This is a genomic window from Streptomyces araujoniae (assembly GCF_050871195.1).
GTDB lineage: Bacteria > Actinomycetota > Actinomycetes > Streptomycetales > Streptomycetaceae > Streptomyces > Streptomyces bacillaris.
The window spans coordinates 2,560,801-2,577,511 of record NZ_CP194070.1; the positions used below are offsets into that span (position 1 = coordinate 2,560,801).

Consider the following 16,711-nt stretch of genomic DNA (forward strand, 5'->3'; position numbering starts at 1 on the left):
GGGGAGAGCCACCGGATGCCGCACGCCACCGCCCTGCCCGCGACCGGTCACCGGCCCCGCTGGTGGACGGAGCTGCCGCTGATCGCGGTGGTCTACGCGCTGTACTCCGTGGGCCGCCTCCTGGTCCGCGGGGACGTGTCGACGGCGGTCGACCACGGGCTGGCGATCCTCCGGTTCGAGCAGGCGCTGTACCTGAACGCCGAGGAACCGCTGAATCGTCTCTTCACCAGCACCCCTGCCATAGGCATACCCGCCGACTTCGCCTACGCCACGCTGCACTACCTGGTCACCCCGGCGATCCTGGTCTGGATGTTCCGGCGCAGGTCGGCCGCGTACCGGGCGGCGCGGGTCTGGCTGATGAACTCCACGCTGCTCGGTCTGGTCGGCTTCACGCTCCTGCCGACCTGCCCGCCCCGGCTGCTGGACGCGAGCCACGGGTTCGTCGACACGATGGCGCAGTACAGCGCGTACGGGTGGTGGGGCGAGGGCGCGAGCGCGCCGCGCGGGCTGAGCGGGATGACCAACCAGTACGCGGCGATGCCGAGCCTGCACGTCGGCTGGTCCCTGTGGTGCGGCATCCTGCTGTGGCGCCACGGCCGCCACCCGCTGCTGCGGGCGGCCGGGATCGCGTACCCCCTGATCACCACCATCGTGGTGATGGGCACCGCGAACCACTATTTCCTCGACGCGGTCGCGGGCGCCGCCGTCATGGGCGCCGGAGCCCTGCTGACCAGGCCGGTCATCCGGCTGGCCGACCGGATCAAGGGGCGGCTGCGGGCTCTCCTCGCCACCGTGCGGACGGCATCCGAGCCGGTCAAGTCCCCGATTGTCAGTGGCGGATGCAAGACTTCCGCGGGTGAGCGAATCCCCGGCCAGCGGACCTCCTCCGCAGATTCCCCCGACGCGTCGGCCGACGGGCCGGCAGCACCCCGTGGAGCGGCAGCCGACGCCGCAGGACCAGGTGGGGGGCCAGGCGGCGCAGGACCCGGCGGCGCGGCCACGGAAGCCCGCGCCGGAGCACCGGCCGACGACGACGCTCCGGCAGCGGCTCGCTGAGCTGCGCGGCCCCTCGGTCGCCCCGCACCCGCTGGACGCCCGGGCGCTGGCCGCGCTCGCCGCCAACCCCGGCTGCAGGCGGCGCGCCCTGCTCGACGGCGCCGGGGTCGACAAGGGCGTGCTGGCCCAGGCCCTCGGCTCCCCCGCCCCCTTCGGCCAGTCCCAGTTCGCGTTCATGCGGGGCAACGCCTTCGAGGCCCGGGTGAAGGCCGACGGCGGCGCGGAGCTGCTGCGCCTGCTGCACGAGCGGCTCGCGGGCTCCTCCCCCGCCCCGGGCCCGGATGCCGCCACGCCCGATCTGAGCGCCGCCGGTCCCGAGGGCCGGGCCGCCCGGACCGCGCTCGCCCTGCGGGAGGCGACGGCGGCGGGCGGCTGGGCGCTGCTGGACCACCCGATGCTGGCCCTGGAGGTGGCGGGCTCCCCCGCCTATCTGGAGCCGGACGCGGTGGTGGTGCACCCCGACGGCCGCTGGACGGTGGTCGAGATCAAGTCGTTCCCGATGATCGACGCCTCCGCCGACGCCGCGAAGGTCGGGGCCGCCGCCCGCCAGGCCGCGGTGTACGTGCTGGCGCTGGAGCGGGTGGCGGCGGTGACCGAGGGCGCGGAGGTGGACCACCGGGTACTGCTGGTCTGCCCCAAGGACTTCTCGAACCTGCCGACCGCCTCCGTCGTCGACGTACGCAAGCAGCGGGCCGTCACCCGCCGCCAGCTGACCCGGCTCACACGTGTCGAGGACATCGCCGCGGCCCTCCCCGAGGGGACGACCTTCGACCCGGCGTGCTCGCCGCAGGAGCTGGAGTCCGCCGTCTCCGCCGTCTCCGCCGCGTACGCCCCCGAGTGCCTGGCCGCCTGCGAGCTGGCCTTCCACTGCCGGGCGCGGTCCCGGGCCGAGGGGGCCGTGGAGACCCTCGGCCGGAGCGTGCGCGGGGAGCTGGGCGGGCTGACCACGGTGGCCGGGGTGCTGGCCGCCGCCGCCGGCAAGGAGGGCGATCCGGCCGACCCGACCGTCGCCGCCCTGCGCCGGGCCGCGGCGCTGCGCGCGGAGGCCCTGGAGAGCGCGGCGGCCCGGCGCGCCGAGGCCCTGGAGAGCGCGGCCGTCCTGCGCGGGCGTGCCCGCGAGGAGGAGTCCGCCGCATGTCGCTGATCACCACCCTCGCCCGGCTGGAGGCCGTGGACTCCGGCCGCGCCCAGCCGCTCGCGACCGTCCGCCACCGCCATATCACCGACCGCCCGCTGGTCCTGGTCCCGCTCACCACCGCCGGGGAGGCCGGGGCGCCGCTCGGCGCCCTGGTCGGCACCGAGCGCGACCGGCCCCGGCTGCTGGCGGTCGCCCAGCCGCGCGACCGGGACCTGCGGTTCGCGTTCCTCGCCGAGCTGGCGGAGGCCGTCCTTCCGCACATCGAGGCGTACGAGGACGTCGTCGAGCCCACCGAGCGCAACGAGACCGACCCGGCCACCGGCAAGAAGACCAAGGTCGAGGTCGAGCTGTGCACGGACGCCCCGCAGCTGATCGTGCCGAGCCGGGCGGGCATCGAGTTCGTCCGGCTGCTCGGCCGCTCCATGCGGTTCCGCCGGACCGCCGAGGACGACCCGGAGACGCCGTACCCGGCCCCGGTGCGCGTCCCGCTGCTCGGCCGCTGGCTCACGCACTACGGGGAGCGGGCCCGGGTGCCCGGCTCCTCGCTGCTGCTGGCCGCCACGGACCTGCTCAACCGGCACTGGGCGACCGGCCAGAGCAGCCTGGAGGACCAGCACCTGGGGGCGCTGCTCGCCTGGATCGACCCGCCGGACGGGGCGTCCGGGGCCGAGGCCGCCCTCGCCGCCGAGCTGGCCCGGGACGCGGAGGGCCAGCTCCTGTGCCCGCCCGCCGGACCGGCCACCGACCCGGCCTTCGACAACCGGCTGCTGGCCCCGGCGATCGAGCGGTACGACCGGGCCCGTACGGCGTTCGCGGCGGCCGAGGACGGGCTCGCGGCCGACGAGGGCCACGGTGAGCTGAGCAGGGCCGAGCGCGAGATCCGCTCGCTGCTCGCCACGGTGCTCCTGCCGACCTGGGACAAGGTGTGGCAGGGGCTCGACCTGCTGCGGGAGCTGCCCGAGGGGGCCCGGACCGAGGACCGGTGGACCCGCGACCGCTGGTCCTTCACCGCCCACCGCGACCGGGTGCGCTCCGGCGAGCCGCCGCAGCCCCGCCGCGACGACGCGGTGACGGCCGCGCAGAAGCTGGCCTCCCGGGAGACCGCCCAGGCCCAGCTGGAGGCGCAGGAGGCGCTGGACGATCCGCTGGTACTGGCGGGGCGGCGGCTGGCGGGCGAGGCGTTCCTGGCGACGGTGACCGGCGTCGAGATGGCGTACACCGAGTCCAAGCGGCCCTCCCCGCGCCCCCTCGTCACCCTCCGCACGGACGAGCGGCCGCATCTCGGCGAGCGGACCAAGGTCTACCGCTCGCTGGACGGCAAGCCGCAGACGGCCGAGTTCGTCCGGGCCGGGCAGGAGGAGGGCCCGGACGGCGAGATCCTGATCGTGCTGCGGATCATGGACCGGATGGGGCGGGGCAAGGAGCCCGCGCCCGGTTCGCTGCCGGAGCCGGGCGAGCGGATCGCCTGGACCCTGTTCGAGCACGACCAGCGCGGCGGGCCGAAGCTGCCCGACCCGGAGGAGACCCCGTGGACCCACGGCGGCCCGCCGGGCGCGGACGCCGCGGCGCACGCGGAGCACCCCGACCCCGTGACCCCGGAGGACCTGCTGTGACGACCCTCGGCTGGGAGGACCCGCTGTGACCACCGTCTTCGCCCCGGGCGCCGCGGCGGCGCGGGCGACCGGGGCGATCCTCGACGACACCCTGCGCGGCTCCGCCCGGGGCATCGTCGTGGACTCCCCGCCCGGGGCCGGGAAGTCGACCCTGGTGGTCCGGGCGGCCCTGGAGCTGGCCGCCGCCGGGCACCCGCTCATGGTGGTCGCGCAGACCAACGCCCAGGTCGACGACCTGGTGGTGCGGCTCGCGGAGAAGGAGCCCGAGCTGCCGGTGGGCCGGCTGCACAGCAACGACTCCGACCCGTACGACAAGGTGCTGGACGGGCTGGAGAACGTACGAAAATCGGCCAAGGCCGCGGACCTGGCCGGGCTGGACGTGGTGATCTCGACGGCCGCCAAGTGGGCGCACGTGAAGAACGTGGAGCCGTGGGGGCACGCGATCGTCGACGAGGCGTACCAGATGCGCTCCGACGCGCTGCTGGCCGTGGCCGGACTGTTCGAGCGGGCGCTGTTCGTCGGGGACCCGGGACAGCTGGACCCGTTCTCGATCGTGGGCGCGGACCAGTGGGCGGGGCTGAGCTACGACCCGTCCGCGAGCGCCGTCTCCACGCTGCTGGCGCACAATCCGGAGCTGCCGCAGCACCGGCTGCCGGTCTCCTGGCGGCTCCCGGCCTCGGCGGCACCGCTGGTGTCTGCCGCGTTCTACCCGTACACGCCGTTCCGCAGCGGCACGGACCACGGGGACCGGAAGCTCTCGTTCGGGGTGGCGTCGGACGGGTCGGGGCCGGACCGGGTGCTGGACGAGGCGGCCGAGGCCGGGTGGGGGCTGCTGGAGCTGCCGGCCCGGCACACCCCGCGTACGGACCCCGAGGCGGTACGGGCGGTGGCGCTGGTGGTCCGCCGGCTGCTGGACCGGGGCTGCGTCGCCACCAGCGAACGGGCGGACGATCCGGTTCCGGTGACGGCGGACCGGGTGGCGGTCGGCACGGCCCACCGCGACCAGGCGGCGGCGGTGCGGGCGGCCCTGGCGGAGCTGGGCGTCACGGGGGTGGCGGTGGACACGGCCAACCGGCTCCAGGGCCGCGAGTTCGACGTCACGGTGGTCCTGCACCCGCTCTCGGGCCGCCCCGACGCGACCGCGTTCCACCTGGAGACGGGGCGGCTGTGCGTGCTGGCCTCACGGCACCGGCACGCGTGCGTCGTGGTGTGCCGGGAGGGGGTGGCGGAGCTGCTGGACGAGCACCCGTCGACCGAGCCGGTGCAGCTCGGCGTCACGGTGAAGTTCCCGGACGGCTGGGAGGCCAACCACGCGGTCCTGGCCCGTCTCGCGGAGCACCGGGTGCGCTGGCGGCCGTAGCCCCGCCGTTCCCTCTCCACCGGGCCGGGCGCCCGGCCCGCCGGGCGGTCCACGGGGGCAGAGCGTCCGAAAGCCGGTCGCACTCTTGCGCGGGGTTGGACAATGGAGGGTGGCCGTCCGGGCTGTCCGGACCGCCTGAGGAAGGAACAGCACATGACACAGTCCGAGCGGAACGAACGGCAGCGGCTGCGCCCCGCGCCGCTGCTCTTCGAGCCGTCGGAGGCGGTGGCCGATCCGGAGCACTTCTTCGACCTGGAGTCGGTGGAGGACCCCCGTGAGCTGCTGGCCCGCGCGACCGAGCTGACGCAGGCCTTCCGCGCGGCGACGGACCGGTCGGTGGAGTTCCAGGCGATAGCGGCGGCACAGCTCGCCGACCCGCGCCGGTTCGACCGGCTGACCGCGGCGGATGTCGCGGAGCGCGCGGAGTGGACCGAGGACTACGCGAAGAAGATGATCGAGTTCGGCCGCTCCCTGCTGGACGCCTCCTCCCCCACGTGATCAGGCGGCTCGGGCCCCCCGCGCGGGGCGAGAAGGGCCCGAGCGGATCCCTGATCGGCCGGGGCGCCCGGCGACCGCGCTCCACGGGCCTTCCGCAGGGGATTCGCCCCGGAAGCGATGCCTACGTCTTTGCATTGACGAACCCCCGGTAGCACCGGCCCGTCCGAGGCGAGCCGCCCGGCGCTGACACCGCATCAACCAGCGCTTCCGCGCCCAGTGTTGAGCTATGGACGATCTTCATCGCACCCCGAAAGCCCCGCGCACCCTCGCCCGCGCGGTGAATTCACCGGGGATTCTCCCGCCGCGACCGGCCCCCTCGGCGGCACCCACCGGATTCGACGGCGATGGTTTTCCGCCCTGTACCGGCGCATAGCGGACCACTGCAGACGCCCTATGAATAAGTCGACTTCTGTATTTAAGGAGCTGTCAACAACGGGGCCCGCCGCACGGTGTTTTCCCGACGGCGGCCCGTGCACACGACGCCCCCTCGGGCGCCCCGGCCTCCCGTACGGAAGGGGTCCGCACCGCGCCCCGGGGCCGGACGGGCCGCACCGCCGTCCGCCGCCCAGGGCCCACGCCCGCCCGCGACGCCCCAGGGCTCCCGCATGGGGCCACCTCCCGTGATACGTCCGGCATAAGGACGGAGCACCGCCGGCAGGCCCTTCCCGCCGGACCCCTCTCGGCCAACTCGCCGCCGGGCAGGGCACGCAGAGGCCGCCCGGCCCGGGCCGGGGCACGGGCACCGCCCCACCCCGGCCAACGCGCCGCCGGAGCGGCCGCAACCGTGGAATCGAGCGAACAGACCCGTAACTCCGCGTTCCCGGAAGGTAGCGGCCGGTTGCGATAAAACACGCACACCGGGAACACCGTGGCCCCGACGGATCGGGCTCACACCCTTCGGAGGTAACGATTCCGATTCAGAACACTCAAATCATGCCGCCGAGGAGCGCGCGGCGTCGCTCTCTCCATAGGATCTGCGCGTGCTCGCAGGGCACTTGGCACTGGTTTCGCGACTCTCCCACGTTTCTCGTGTGGCGCATCTGAACGCGCCTGCAAGGATGAGCCGCATCGGAGGGGACTTCTGTGTTTGCAAACTTCTCATCACCCACCGCGACCGGGCGGGGTACCACCGGTCGCCGAATAGCGACCTCGGTCGCCACGGCCGGACTTCTGGTCCTGGGCTCCCTCGCCGGGGCCGGCAGCGCCGCGGCCGACGGGGGCGACGTCCACCACCAGGGTGGCGCGGTGGCCACGCTGGACGGCCTCAAGACGTACGACACCGCCCGGCTCAAGACCGGCAACGGCCAGACCATCAACATCTCCGCGGGCCTGTTCGAGATGAGCGTGGAGGGTGGCGGTCAGCTGCAGACGTACTGCATCGACATCCACAACCCCACCCAGAACAAGGCGAAGTACCTGGAGACCCCCTGGGGCCAGACCTCGCTCGGCGGCAACAACGACGCGGGGAAGATCCTCTGGATCCTCCGCAACTCCTACCCGCAGGTCAGTGACCTGAACGCGCTGGCCCAGAAGTCGGGCGCCGGGCAGCTGAGCGCCAAGACCGCCGCCGCCGGTACGCAGGTCGCCATCTGGCGCTTCTCGGACAAGGCGAAGGTCGAGGCGAAGAACCCGCAGGCCGAGAAGCTCGCGGACTGGCTCGAGGCCCAGGCCCAGAACCTCCAGGAGCCGAAGACCTCCCTGACGCTGGACCCGAACGCGGTCTCCGGCAAGTCGGGCAGCAAGATCGGTCCGGTGACGGTGCACACCGACGCCGAGAAGGTCTCCGTGGCCGCCAACTCCGACGCCACGGCGGCGGGGATCAAGGTGACCGACAAGGACGGCCAGCCCATCACCTCGGTCAACGACGGCACCGAGCTGTACTTCGACGTGCCGGCGGGCACGCCCGACGGCACCGCCTCGCTGACGGCCAAGGCCACCACGCAGGTGCCGGTCGGCCGCGCGTTCGCGAGCCCCAGCAAGAGCCAGACCCAGATCCTGGCCGGCTCGACCGAGTCCACGATCTCCGCGGACGCGACCGTGAACTGGGCCTCGAAGGGCGCCATCCCCTCGGTCACCGCTGAGAAGAACTGCTCCGCGAGCGGCATCGACGTCAAGGTCAGCAACGACGGCGACGCCCCCTTCACCTTCAAGCTGGGCGACGCCGAGCACACGGTCGCGGCTGGCGAGACCAAGACCGTGACGGTCCCGGTCGGCGAGGACGAGGCGTACGACATCACCGTCACCGGCCCCGACGGCTTCTCGGAGCGTTTCCAGGGTGTCCTGGACTGCGAGACCCAGGGCACTCCGGCCCCGAGCACCGGTGGCAGCGGCGGCACCCCTCCCACTAGCCCGGCCCCCACGCCCGGTGACACCGACGGCGGCACCACCGGTGAGACGACCGGCGGCACCACCGGCGACACCACTGGCGGCACCACCGGAGAGACGACCGGCGGCACCACCGGCGGCGGCGACCTCGCCGAGACCGGCAGCTCCAGTGCGACACCCCTGATCGCCGGCCTGGCGGTGGCCCTCGTGGCCGCAGGCGGTGCGGCACTGTTCCTGCTGCGCAGGAAGAAGGCCGCGGGTCACTGACCCCCGGAAGTACGTTGACGGGCCCGGCACGCATGTGCCGGGCCCGTCGGCGTTTCGGGGCCGGTTGGTGCCCGGCCGGTCGTCGTCCGGGCCGCCGGTGCCCGGCCCGTCAGCGTCCGGCCCGTCAGCGTCCCAGTCCGTCGTCGTCCGGGCCCGGAGTTCACGACGGCGCCTTGCCGGGACGGTGTCACCGGCGGCCTCAGGCCGGGGGTCAGGTCCCCTGGCATGTCCCGTGGCATATTCCGGGTGGGCAAGATACCCCTTCCCCTCGCGCCCTGTCCTGGTTTCCGGCAACTCTCGGAATCAGCTCGGTCACTCCCGGTAGACCTTTTCTCCATGAGCGCTTGGCTGAAAGACGAAACGACCCTGCAGGCCGGCGGAGCCGCGGCCCACGCCGTCGACATCTTCGCCCTGCTGCGGGACCAGACCGGGGCGCAGGCCGCCCAGGTGACCGCCGCGGGTGCCGCCTGGCTGGCGGGCGCCTCCGCCTACCCGCGCTCCACGCTCGCGCAGTGGGAGGAGCGCCCGTCCTCGCCGGGGGTGCTCCCCTGCGGCAGCCAGTTCGACATCGTCAACGTGCCCGCGCTGTTCGGGCGCCGGATGCTGGAGCGCCTCTGGGCCGAGGGGCCCGGGACCGGCCCGGTCGCCGTGCACCGGGGGCGGATGCTGCTCTTCGCAGCCCCCGGCACGGCCCAGCGGCTGCCCTCGCTGCTGGCCTGGGAGGAGTGGGGGGCGGGCGGCGGCGCACCGCGCGGCGAGGTGCCCCCGGTGCTCTGCCACGGAACCGGCGACGCCGTGACCGTACCGGCGCTGACCTGCCCGTCCGGCGGTTCGGGGCCGCGCTGGCTGGTGGCGCCCGACACCCGGGCCCCCTGGCTGCCGGGGCCCGACGTGCTGCTGTGGGCCTGTGTACGGGTGAGCCGCTCGGCGGCCTCCCGCCAGGAGGCGCACGGCTCGGGGCGGACCTCCCAGGGGTCCGGGCATACGATTTTTCCTCGGGCGGATCAGGGTGCTAATGTCTACGACGTCAGCAGGCGCCGTTAGCTCAGTTGGTTAGAGCAGCTGACTCTTAATCAGCGGGTCCGGGGTTCGAGTCCCTGACGGCGCACCGACGGAAGAAGCCCCTCGCGGAAGCGGGGGGCTTCTTCGTGTTCCGTTTCCGTGACGTACGCGGGCGTGCGCGGGCCTGCGCACGGCCTGGGCGGCTCAGACGCCGGTGGTGATCCGGACCGTCCAGGAGCCGGACGGCGTACGGTCCGCGACCTCCACGCGGGTGCGCTCCCCCGGCACGGTGTAGGTCTCGCCCTCCGCGAGCGGGGCGTCCGCGAGCGGCGGGTAGACCGAGCGGTCCCAGCAGGCGCCGGTCTCCGGGTGGGTGTCCACCACCTCGACCGGGCCGCCGCCGGAGGCCGTACCGGCCCGGACCCGGTAGATCAGGATGCCTTCGGTGCAGGTCCCCTCGTCGTTGCCGGTGGCGCTGCGGGCCTCGATGGCGAGCACGCTGTCCTCCCCGGTCCGTACGACGGCGAGCCGGGTGCCGATGGACCCGCCGGGGACGGGGGCCGCGGCGACCGGCTCCAGGGTGAGGTCGGCGGAGCCCTGCACACAGACGACCTGGGCGCCGTCCAGCCAGCCGAGCTTCCACTTGTGCCAGCCGAAGAGGTCGGGGGCCAGGCCGAACTGGCTGCCCATGACGTCCCAGTCGCCCACGTAGGTGTCCCAGTCGCCCTTGCCGTCGGTGGGCCGGTGGTAGAGGTCGGCCAGGTCGAAGACGTGCCCGGTCTCGTGGGCGAGGACGTTGCGGTCGGGCGGGTGCTGTTCGAAGACGGTGACCACGCGCCGGATGTCCGTCCCGTCGGCGCGCAGCGGGCGCTCGAAGTTGACGACCTTCGTGGCGTCGGAGTCCACGCCCGGGGCGTCCGGGTCGGCCACCAGGTAGACCATGTCGTACGCCGAGAAGTCGACGTCCTCGTCGGCGGCGGCGATCGCGTCGCGCAGGTAGGCGGTCCGCTTCCCGGCGTCCCAGTCGCGCTCTATGGCGTACCAGGTGGAGGCGCGGGGCATCGGCGTCCAGTTCCGCTGCGGGTGCGGGCGGAGGGTGAACCGGCCGTAGCTGGCGCGCTCGAAGAAGCGGGTGGTGGCGGGGAAGTGGTCGGCGGTGAGCAGTTCGGGGGTGAGCCGGGGCTCGGAGTCCGGGAAGGAGAGGAAGATCATCACCGCGTCGAGGCTGCGGTCGGGGCGGGGGTAGGACCCGTTCCAGCTGTCCAGGCCGAGCGAGTGGTGGGCCGCGGTCCTGGGGAGCGCGCACGGGGTCGCGTCGCGTACGGCGGCCGCGGCCGGGCCGGCGACGAGCGAGGTGGCGGCGAGCGCCAGGAGGGAAGTCAGGGCGGCCGCGAGACTGCGCACACTCAGCCGCTCCACTGCCCCGGGTCCGGGCTCACGCTGCACATCGACCTCCGGGTGGGGAACGCGATACGTCCCGTCCACCCTGTTCCGGTTCGTGGCGATACGCCCTGTTGTGCTGCCCCACACGGGTCACAGGAGTCACACGGGTCGCAGAGCCGGCGCCCGGAAGCGCCCCGCCCCAGACCTTCACGGAACGTCACCATCGGTCGGATCAATGACTCGATACAACAGAAGCGCTCAGAAACCATCAGGGCCGGGCAAAGCGGAACGGCGCAGACCAGCCGCTCACGCGACCCGTGGCCGGATGCGAGCTGGAACGCCCGATGCGCCACCCTCTATGCTTCACCACGCTTTCCCGCGTGGATCGGGCCCCTTCACGGGTTCACCACCCGGTGCCCTGTCCGACCCCACCTGTTCACGACAACCTTCACAGCGGGAGCGAGCGGTGAGCGGAACCTCCGAAGGGCCCAGGGCCCCGGCAGGCACATCCCCGGACGCCGTGGACGCGACGGTCACGGAGCGTCATACGGAACGGCCCCCGGCGTCCCCCGCGACCCGGCCCGCCCGGCCGCAGAGGCCGGCGCAGCCGTCGGCGCCTGCTTCCCGGAGCGCGGCCGACGCCGGCGCGACCGAGCTGCGCGACCACCGGGCCGCCTTCAACGCCGCCACCCTCCCCATGGCCGTCGTGGACGGCCGGGGCCATGTCGTCCGGGCCAACGACGCCCTCGGCGCCCTCCTCGGCACCACGGCCGGGGCGCTGGCGGACCGTCAGGCGTGCGAACTGGTCGACCTGGCCTCCGACGACCGCACCTGGCTCGCCTACCGCGAGGTGCTCCAGGGCCGCCGCTCCCGGTTCCGCTGCACCCGCCGCCTCAAGCACCCCGACGGGCGCACCCTGTGGGCCGAGGTCACCGTCGTCCCGATGACGGGCACATCGGCGGCCGAGCCCGCGCGGGTGCTGCTGACGGTGGCCGACGTCAGCGACCGGCGCGAACTCCAGGACCGGCTGCGCCACCTCCAGATGCACGACCCGGTGACCCGGCTGGCCAACCGGACCCTGTTCTTCGAGCGGCTCTCGGTGGCCCTGGAGACCCCGCCGTACCAGGACGACTCGATGCTCCCCCGGCACGGCCGGATCGGGCTCTGCTACCTGGACCTGGACGGCTTCAAGGCCATCAACGACACTCTGGGCCACCGGATCGGGGACCGGCTGCTGGCCGCCGTCGCCGGGCGGCTCAACGACTGCGCCGAGAGCGACGCGAGCCGCAACCCCGGCGGCAGCCGGCTGGTGGCGCGCATGGGCGGCGACGAGTTCGCGATCCTGGTGGAGGACTCCGGCGGTACGGAGGCGCTGACCGAGCTGGCCCGCTCGGTCCTGGCCGCCCTCCAGCACCCCTTCGACCTGGCCGGGCAGCGGCTCTCGGTCTCCGCCTCGATCGGGGTGGTGGAGCGGCCGGTGGCGGGCACCTCCCCCACCGGCCTGATGCAGGCCGCCGACACCACGCTCTACTGGGCGAAGGCCGACGGCCGGGCCCGCTGGACCCTCTTCGACCCCGAGCGCAACGCCCACCGCATGACCCGCCAGGCCCTCTCCTCCACGCTCCGGCCCGCCGTGGAGCGCGGCGAGTTCACGCTGGAGTACCAGCCGCTCGTCGGGATGGCGGACGGGGTGGTGCGCGGGGTGGAGGCGCTGGTGCGCTGGAACCACCCCCAGTTCGGCGTGCTCTCGCCGAATCGGTTCGTCGGGATCGCGGAGGAGGACGGCTCGATCGTCCAGCTCGGCCGGTGGATCCTGCGCACGGCCTGCCGCCAGGCGCGCCGCTGGCAGCTCGACCACCCGGACGAGCCCGCGCTCTTCATCAGCGTCAATGTCGCCGTACGGCAGGTCTGGGACTCCGATCTGGTGGCGGACGTGGCGCAGATCCTGGGCGAGACCGGCCTGGACCCCGGGCTGCTCCAGCTGGAGCTGACCGAGTCGGCGGTGATGGGCTCCGGCGGCCGCCCGCTGAGAGCGCTCCAGGCGCTGAGTGACATGGGCGTCCGGATCGCCATCGACGACTTCGGCACCGGCTACTCGAACCTCGCCTACCTCAGCCGCCTGCCCGTCTCCGTACTGAAGCTGGACGGGGCGTTCGTGAAGGGCTTCCGGTACGAGGACGGTACGCATCCGAGCCCGGCCGACGAGACGATCGTGGAGGCCATGGTCCAGCTCGCCCACCGCCTGGGCCTGACCGTCACCGCGGAGTGCGTGGAGACGGCCGGGCAGGCGGAGCGGCTGCGCCGGATCGGCTGCGACACCGGCCAGGGGTGGCTGTACTCCCGGGCGGTGGCGCCGGAGCTGATCGCGGCGCTGATCACGGCCCGGCCGGCCGCCGAAGAGGGCTAGGGCCTCTACGGGAGCGGCCTGGGGCCCCAGGCCTCGGACTTCGGGCCCCACGCCTCAGGTCCCGGGCCTCGGACCTCGGGCCCACGCCTCAGTCGGCTCGCGGCAGCCCGTACGCGTCCGCGATCAGCTCGTAGCTGCGCAGCCGCGCCTCGCCGCCGTGGGCGTTGGCGGTGATCATCAGCTCGTCGGCGCCGGTGCGCTTGGCCAGGTCGTCCAGGCCGGCGCGGACCTCGTCGGCGGTGCCGTGGATCACGTCCGCGAGCCAGCCGTCGACGAACTCCCGCTCCATCGGGGAGAAGTCGTACGCGGCGGCCTCCTCCGGGCTCGGGATCAGGCCGGGCCGCCCGGTGCGCAGCCGGACCATGGACAGGGCCCCGGTCAGCACCTGGCGGCGGGCCTCGGCCTCCTCGTCGGCGGCCAGCGCGGAGACGCCGATCAGGGCGTACGGGGCGTCCAGCACGGCCGAGGGGCGGAAGGAGCTGCGGTACAGGTCCAGCGCCGGGATCGTGTTCCGCGCCGAGAAGTGGTGGGCGAAGGCGAACGGCAGCCCGAGCGTGCCCGCCAGCCGGGCGCTGAAGCCGGAGGAGCCCAGCAGCCAGACGGGCGGCCGGTGCGCGGACTGCACCCCGCCCGGGGCGGTCGCCTGGACCGGGCCGGGCACCGCGTGGATACGGCGGTACGGGTGCCCGTCGGGGAAGTCGTCGTCCAGGAACCGGATCAGCTCGCTCAGCTGCTGCGGGAAGTCGTCGGCGCCCTCGTTGAGCCGGTCGCTGCGGCGCAGCGCGGCGGCCGTCGCGCCGTCGGTGCCGGGGGCCCGTCCCAGGCCCAGGTCGATCCGGCCGGGGGCCATCGCCTCCAGGGTGCCGAACTGTTCCGCGATCACCAGCGGGGCGTGGTTGGGCAGCATGACGCCGCCCGAGCCGAGCCGGATGCGGTCGGTGTGGGCGGCGATGTGGGCGAGGAGCACGGCCGGGGAGGAGGAGGCGACGCCGGGCATGGAGTGGTGCTCGGCGACCCAGTAGCGGTGGAAGCCCCGGCGCTCGGCGAGCCGCGCGATGTCGACGCCGGTCCGCAGGGCCTGGGAGGCGGTGCGGCCCTGGCCGACGGTGACCAGGTCGAGGACGGAGAGGGGTACGGGGGCGGTGCCCGCCGCCGTACCCCGGATTCCGTCGCCGTCCGTCCGGCCGGTACCCGGCCCGCCCGTCCCGTCGCCGCCCTGGATGTCGTTCACGTGTCGCCCTCTCCCGTGGTGCTGGTCGTCATACGTCCGCGTGACGGAGGCGTACAACAGGAGGATGGCTCCGCTTATTCCGCACGGCCGGCCTCCGGGGGGCCGGGGGCCTCCGGAGGCCCGGGGCCTCCGGGGCGGGCCGGGGGCCTACTCCCGTACCTCGATCCCCTTCGGCTCCACCGCGCCCGGCACGGGCCGGCGGGCGGCGAAGAGGGTGCCGAGGGTGGGGGACCAGACCCGGCGGTCGGTCAGCCGCAGCCCCTCCCAGACGGTCACCTGGTTCGCCGTGAGGACCGGCTTTCCGACCGCCTCCTCCAGCTCCGGGATGTACGCGGCCGTGTGCAGGGCCGCGTCCGGGAGCAGCAGCACCTCGGCGTCCGGGTGGTCGGCGGCGAGCGCCAGCTCCTTGACCCGGCCGGCCTCCCACCCGGCGATCTCGGCGGCCGTGGCGACGCCCGCGCTGTGGGCGGCCACCACCTCGGCACCGCCGGCCACCAGGAACTCCGTGAGGAGCACCGTGACGTCCTCCGGCCAGGCGGCGGCGACCGCGACCCGGCCGGCGCCCAGCTCCCGCAGGGCGTGGACGAAGCCGAAGGCGGTGCTGGAGGCGGGCAGGCCGGCGCTCCGGGCGAGGGTGGCGATCTGGTTGTGGGCGCCCGCCCAGCCGTAGACGAAGCTGCCGGCGGGGTTCGCCTGGACGAGCGCCTCCGCTCCCGCCAGGCGCAGCTCGTCGACGCCTTCGGAGAGCCGGTCGGGGGCACCGGCCTCCAGCAGGGCGCCCGGCCGGAAGGTCTCCTCGTCGGCCTCGGTGGAGAACAGGGGCAGCCGGATGTCCGTGTCGAGCGTGATCTCGATCCGCGGGAAGTCGTCCTCGGCTGCGTGGCCCGGGTAGAGCAGTCCTACGGCGGTCATGGTCACCCTTCCTTCGCGCGTCTTCGCATCGGCCGCGGAAAACCACTGGTGCCCCTCCCCCCATCAAGTATTCCCCGGGTGGGCCGACGGCGGAGGGTGGGCGGCGCGGGCACCGGGCGAGCGCGGCGGGGCACCGGGTGGGGCAGGGCGGGAACACCGGCCAGAGGCTCGGGCGGGGCAGGGCCGGGGCAGCGGCCGCAGGCGCGGGCGCGGGCGCAGCCCGGGCACCGGCCGCGGGCGCGGGCACAGCCCGGGCACAGCCCGGCCGCAGGCACGGGCGCGGGCGCAGCCCGGGCACCGGCCGCGGGCACCACCGGACACCCGGGCGGCACACGCCCCGGACACGGGCAGCGGGCCGTGTTGACGGGGGCGGGCGCTGGTGCGAGCGTGGGGGCGCGGAGATCATGATCACGCCTGCACCCACGGCGACCTGCGATGTTGCGGAGTGATGAGCCACCGATGCCGGTACCCGTCGTTCTCGTCCTCGATGCCGACCCGCCCCCGCGCCTCGGCCGGCTGACCGGCCGGGCCCGGATCGTGCGCACCGGTCCGGCGGACCTGGCCGCCCGGCTGCCGGCGGCCGATGTGCTGCTGGTGTGGGACTTCGCCTCCGACGCCGTACGGGAGGCCTGGCCCGGCCCGGGGGCGCGGCCGGGGTGGGTGCACACGGCGAGCGCGGGGGTGGACCGGCTGCTCTGCCCGGAGCTGACGGCCTCCGGCACCGTGGTGACCAACGCGCGGGGCGTCTTCGAGCGGCCGATCGCGGAGTACGTGGCCGGGCTGGTGCTGGCCTTCGCCAAGGACCTGCCGACCACCCTCGCCCTCCAGCGGGAGCGGCGCTGGCGCCACCGGGAGGGCCGGCAGGTGGCCGGTTCGCGGGCGGTGGTCGTCGGCGCGGGCCCCGTCGGGCGGGAGATCACCCGGCTGCTGCACGGCCTGGGCGTCCAGGTGGCGCTGGTGGGCCGGAGCGCCCGGCGCACCATCCACGGCGTCGGGGACCTGGGCCCGCTGGCGGCCCGGGCGGACTGGGTGATCTCGGCGGTGCCGCTGACCCCGGCCACGTACGGCATGTTCGACACCCGCTTCTTCGGTCTGCTCCAGCCGTCGGCCCACTTCATCAACGTGGGCCGGGGGGCGACCGTGGTGGAGGCGGACCTCGTGGCCGCCCTGCACCGCCGCTGGCTGGCGGGGGCCGCGCTCGACGTGTTCGCGGACGAACCCCTGGGGGAGGAGAGCCCGTTGTGGGAGGTGCCGGGGCTGCTGGTCTCGCCGCATCAGAGCGGGGACACGGTCGGCTGGCGGGACCGGCTGGGCGAGCAGTTCGTGGACATGTACGAACTATGGACACATGGTGAGCCGTTGCCCAATGTAGTGGACAAGCAACGGGGATACGTCCCCTCCGAGGATCTTCCCACCGACAACTCCGGTGCGGTGGAGGGAACTTCCCCCGGATAGGCCGGTCACCGACCACTCTCACCCGGCCACGGGAAGGTCTCCTTCCGGCCACCGTTCGGTTACA

At 74.3% G+C, this 16,711-nt stretch carries 12 protein-coding genes and 1 tRNA gene; 10 read left to right on the plus strand and 3 right to left on the minus strand.

The window, feature by feature from the left end; genetic code table 11:
• The first annotated feature begins 15 nt into the window (after positions 1 to 15).
• The 8 genes from ACQ9ZG_RS10815 to ACQ9ZG_RS10850 all read left to right on the plus strand — a co-directional run bounded on the left by ACQ9ZG_RS10815 (position 16) and on the right by ACQ9ZG_RS10850 (position 9,365).
• Positions 16 to 1,056 (plus strand): phosphatase PAP2 family protein, encoded by a 1,041-nt coding sequence (locus ACQ9ZG_RS10815; protein ID WP_084995404.1) that lies wholly within the window; start codon positions 16 to 18, stop codon positions 1,054 to 1,056.
• The gene (locus ACQ9ZG_RS10820) at positions 962 to 2,200 is read left to right on the plus strand and encodes a hypothetical protein (protein ID WP_386696644.1); all 1,239 of its coding nucleotides are present in this window, start codon (positions 962 to 964) and stop codon (positions 2,198 to 2,200) included. The genes ACQ9ZG_RS10815 and ACQ9ZG_RS10820 overlap by 95 nt, the downstream gene beginning before the upstream one ends.
• Positions 2,191 to 3,807 carry a hypothetical protein gene (locus ACQ9ZG_RS10825; protein ID WP_499280379.1) on the plus strand — a complete coding sequence of 539 codons (1,617 nt, stop codon included), beginning with the start codon at positions 2,191 to 2,193 and terminating at the stop codon, positions 3,805 to 3,807. The genes ACQ9ZG_RS10820 and ACQ9ZG_RS10825 overlap by 10 nt, the downstream gene beginning before the upstream one ends.
• 25 nt (positions 3,808 to 3,832) lie before the next feature.
• Positions 3,833 to 5,167, plus strand: a complete 1,335-nt coding sequence (locus ACQ9ZG_RS10830; RefSeq protein ID WP_499280380.1) for an AAA domain-containing protein — start codon at positions 3,833 to 3,835, stop codon at positions 5,165 to 5,167.
• A 153-nt stretch (positions 5,168 to 5,320) separates the two neighbouring features.
• Positions 5,321 to 5,665 (plus strand): DUF8844 domain-containing protein, encoded by a 345-nt coding sequence (locus ACQ9ZG_RS10835; protein WP_028418436.1) that lies wholly within the window; start codon positions 5,321 to 5,323, stop codon positions 5,663 to 5,665.
• 1,083 nt (positions 5,666 to 6,748) lie between these two features.
• Complete coding sequence (locus tag ACQ9ZG_RS10840; RefSeq protein ID WP_181398423.1) at positions 6,749 to 8,257, plus strand: Cys-Gln thioester bond-forming surface protein; 1,509 nt, start codon at positions 6,749 to 6,751, stop codon at positions 8,255 to 8,257.
• A 336-nt stretch (positions 8,258 to 8,593) separates the two neighbouring features.
• Entirely contained in the window at positions 8,594 to 9,301 is a 708-nt protein-coding gene (locus ACQ9ZG_RS10845) for a bifunctional DNA primase/polymerase (RefSeq protein WP_084995399.1), read from the plus strand.
• Positions 9,292 to 9,365: transfer RNA gene (locus tag ACQ9ZG_RS10850), tRNA-Lys, on the plus strand. The genes ACQ9ZG_RS10845 and ACQ9ZG_RS10850 overlap by 10 nt, the downstream gene beginning before the upstream one ends.
• Positions 9,366 to 9,463: 98 nt before the next feature.
• Here ACQ9ZG_RS10850 and ACQ9ZG_RS10855 read toward each other — a convergent pair.
• The gene (locus ACQ9ZG_RS10855; RefSeq protein WP_028418433.1) at positions 9,464 to 10,705 is read right to left on the minus strand and encodes a M6 family metalloprotease domain-containing protein; all 1,242 of its coding nucleotides are present in this window, start codon (positions 10,703 to 10,705) and stop codon (positions 9,464 to 9,466) included.
• A gap of 403 nt (positions 10,706 to 11,108) precedes the next feature.
• Here ACQ9ZG_RS10855 and ACQ9ZG_RS10860 point away from each other — a divergent pair, with 403 nt between their 5' ends.
• The gene (locus tag ACQ9ZG_RS10860; RefSeq protein ID WP_499280382.1) at positions 11,109 to 13,049 is read left to right on the plus strand and encodes a putative bifunctional diguanylate cyclase/phosphodiesterase; all 1,941 of its coding nucleotides are present in this window, start codon (positions 11,109 to 11,111) and stop codon (positions 13,047 to 13,049) included.
• 88 nt (positions 13,050 to 13,137) lie between these two features.
• On the opposite strand, the gene ACQ9ZG_RS10865 is transcribed toward ACQ9ZG_RS10860, so the two are convergent.
• Positions 13,138 to 14,280 carry an LLM class flavin-dependent oxidoreductase gene (locus tag ACQ9ZG_RS10865; protein ID WP_181398328.1) on the minus strand — a complete coding sequence of 381 codons (1,143 nt, stop codon included), beginning with the start codon at positions 14,278 to 14,280 and terminating at the stop codon, positions 13,138 to 13,140.
• A gap of 147 nt (positions 14,281 to 14,427) precedes the next feature.
• On the minus strand, positions 14,428 to 15,192 hold the full coding sequence (locus ACQ9ZG_RS10870) for a maleate cis-trans isomerase family protein (protein WP_109916740.1): 765 nt from the start codon (positions 15,190 to 15,192) through the stop codon (positions 14,428 to 14,430).
• A 459-nt stretch (positions 15,193 to 15,651) separates the two neighbouring features.
• Between ACQ9ZG_RS10870 and ACQ9ZG_RS10875 the strand changes: the two genes are divergently transcribed.
• On the plus strand, positions 15,652 to 16,647 hold the full coding sequence (locus tag ACQ9ZG_RS10875; RefSeq protein ID WP_499280383.1) for a D-2-hydroxyacid dehydrogenase: 996 nt from the start codon (positions 15,652 to 15,654) through the stop codon (positions 16,645 to 16,647).
• Positions 16,648 to 16,711 lie beyond the last annotated feature (64 nt).

Excerpts from the sequence above, each read along its gene's own strand:
- ACQ9ZG_RS10815 (WP_084995404.1), top strand. The coding sequence starts at position 16 with ATGCCGCACGCCACCGCCCTGCCCGCGACCGGTCACCGGCCCCGCTGG.
- ACQ9ZG_RS10825 (WP_499280379.1), top strand. The coding sequence starts at position 2,191 with ATGTCGCTGATCACCACCCTCGCCCGGCTGGAGGCCGTGGACTCCGGC.
- ACQ9ZG_RS10835 (WP_028418436.1), top strand. The coding sequence starts at position 5,321 with ATGACACAGTCCGAGCGGAACGAACGGCAGCGGCTGCGCCCCGCGCCG.
- ACQ9ZG_RS10845 (WP_084995399.1), top strand. The coding sequence starts at position 8,594 with ATGAGCGCTTGGCTGAAAGACGAAACGACCCTGCAGGCCGGCGGAGCC.
- ACQ9ZG_RS10870 (WP_109916740.1), bottom strand. The coding sequence starts at position 15,192 with ATGACCGCCGTAGGACTGCTCTACCCGGGCCACGCAGCCGAGGACGAC.
- ACQ9ZG_RS10875 (WP_499280383.1), top strand. The coding sequence starts at position 15,652 with ATGCCGGTACCCGTCGTTCTCGTCCTCGATGCCGACCCGCCCCCGCGC.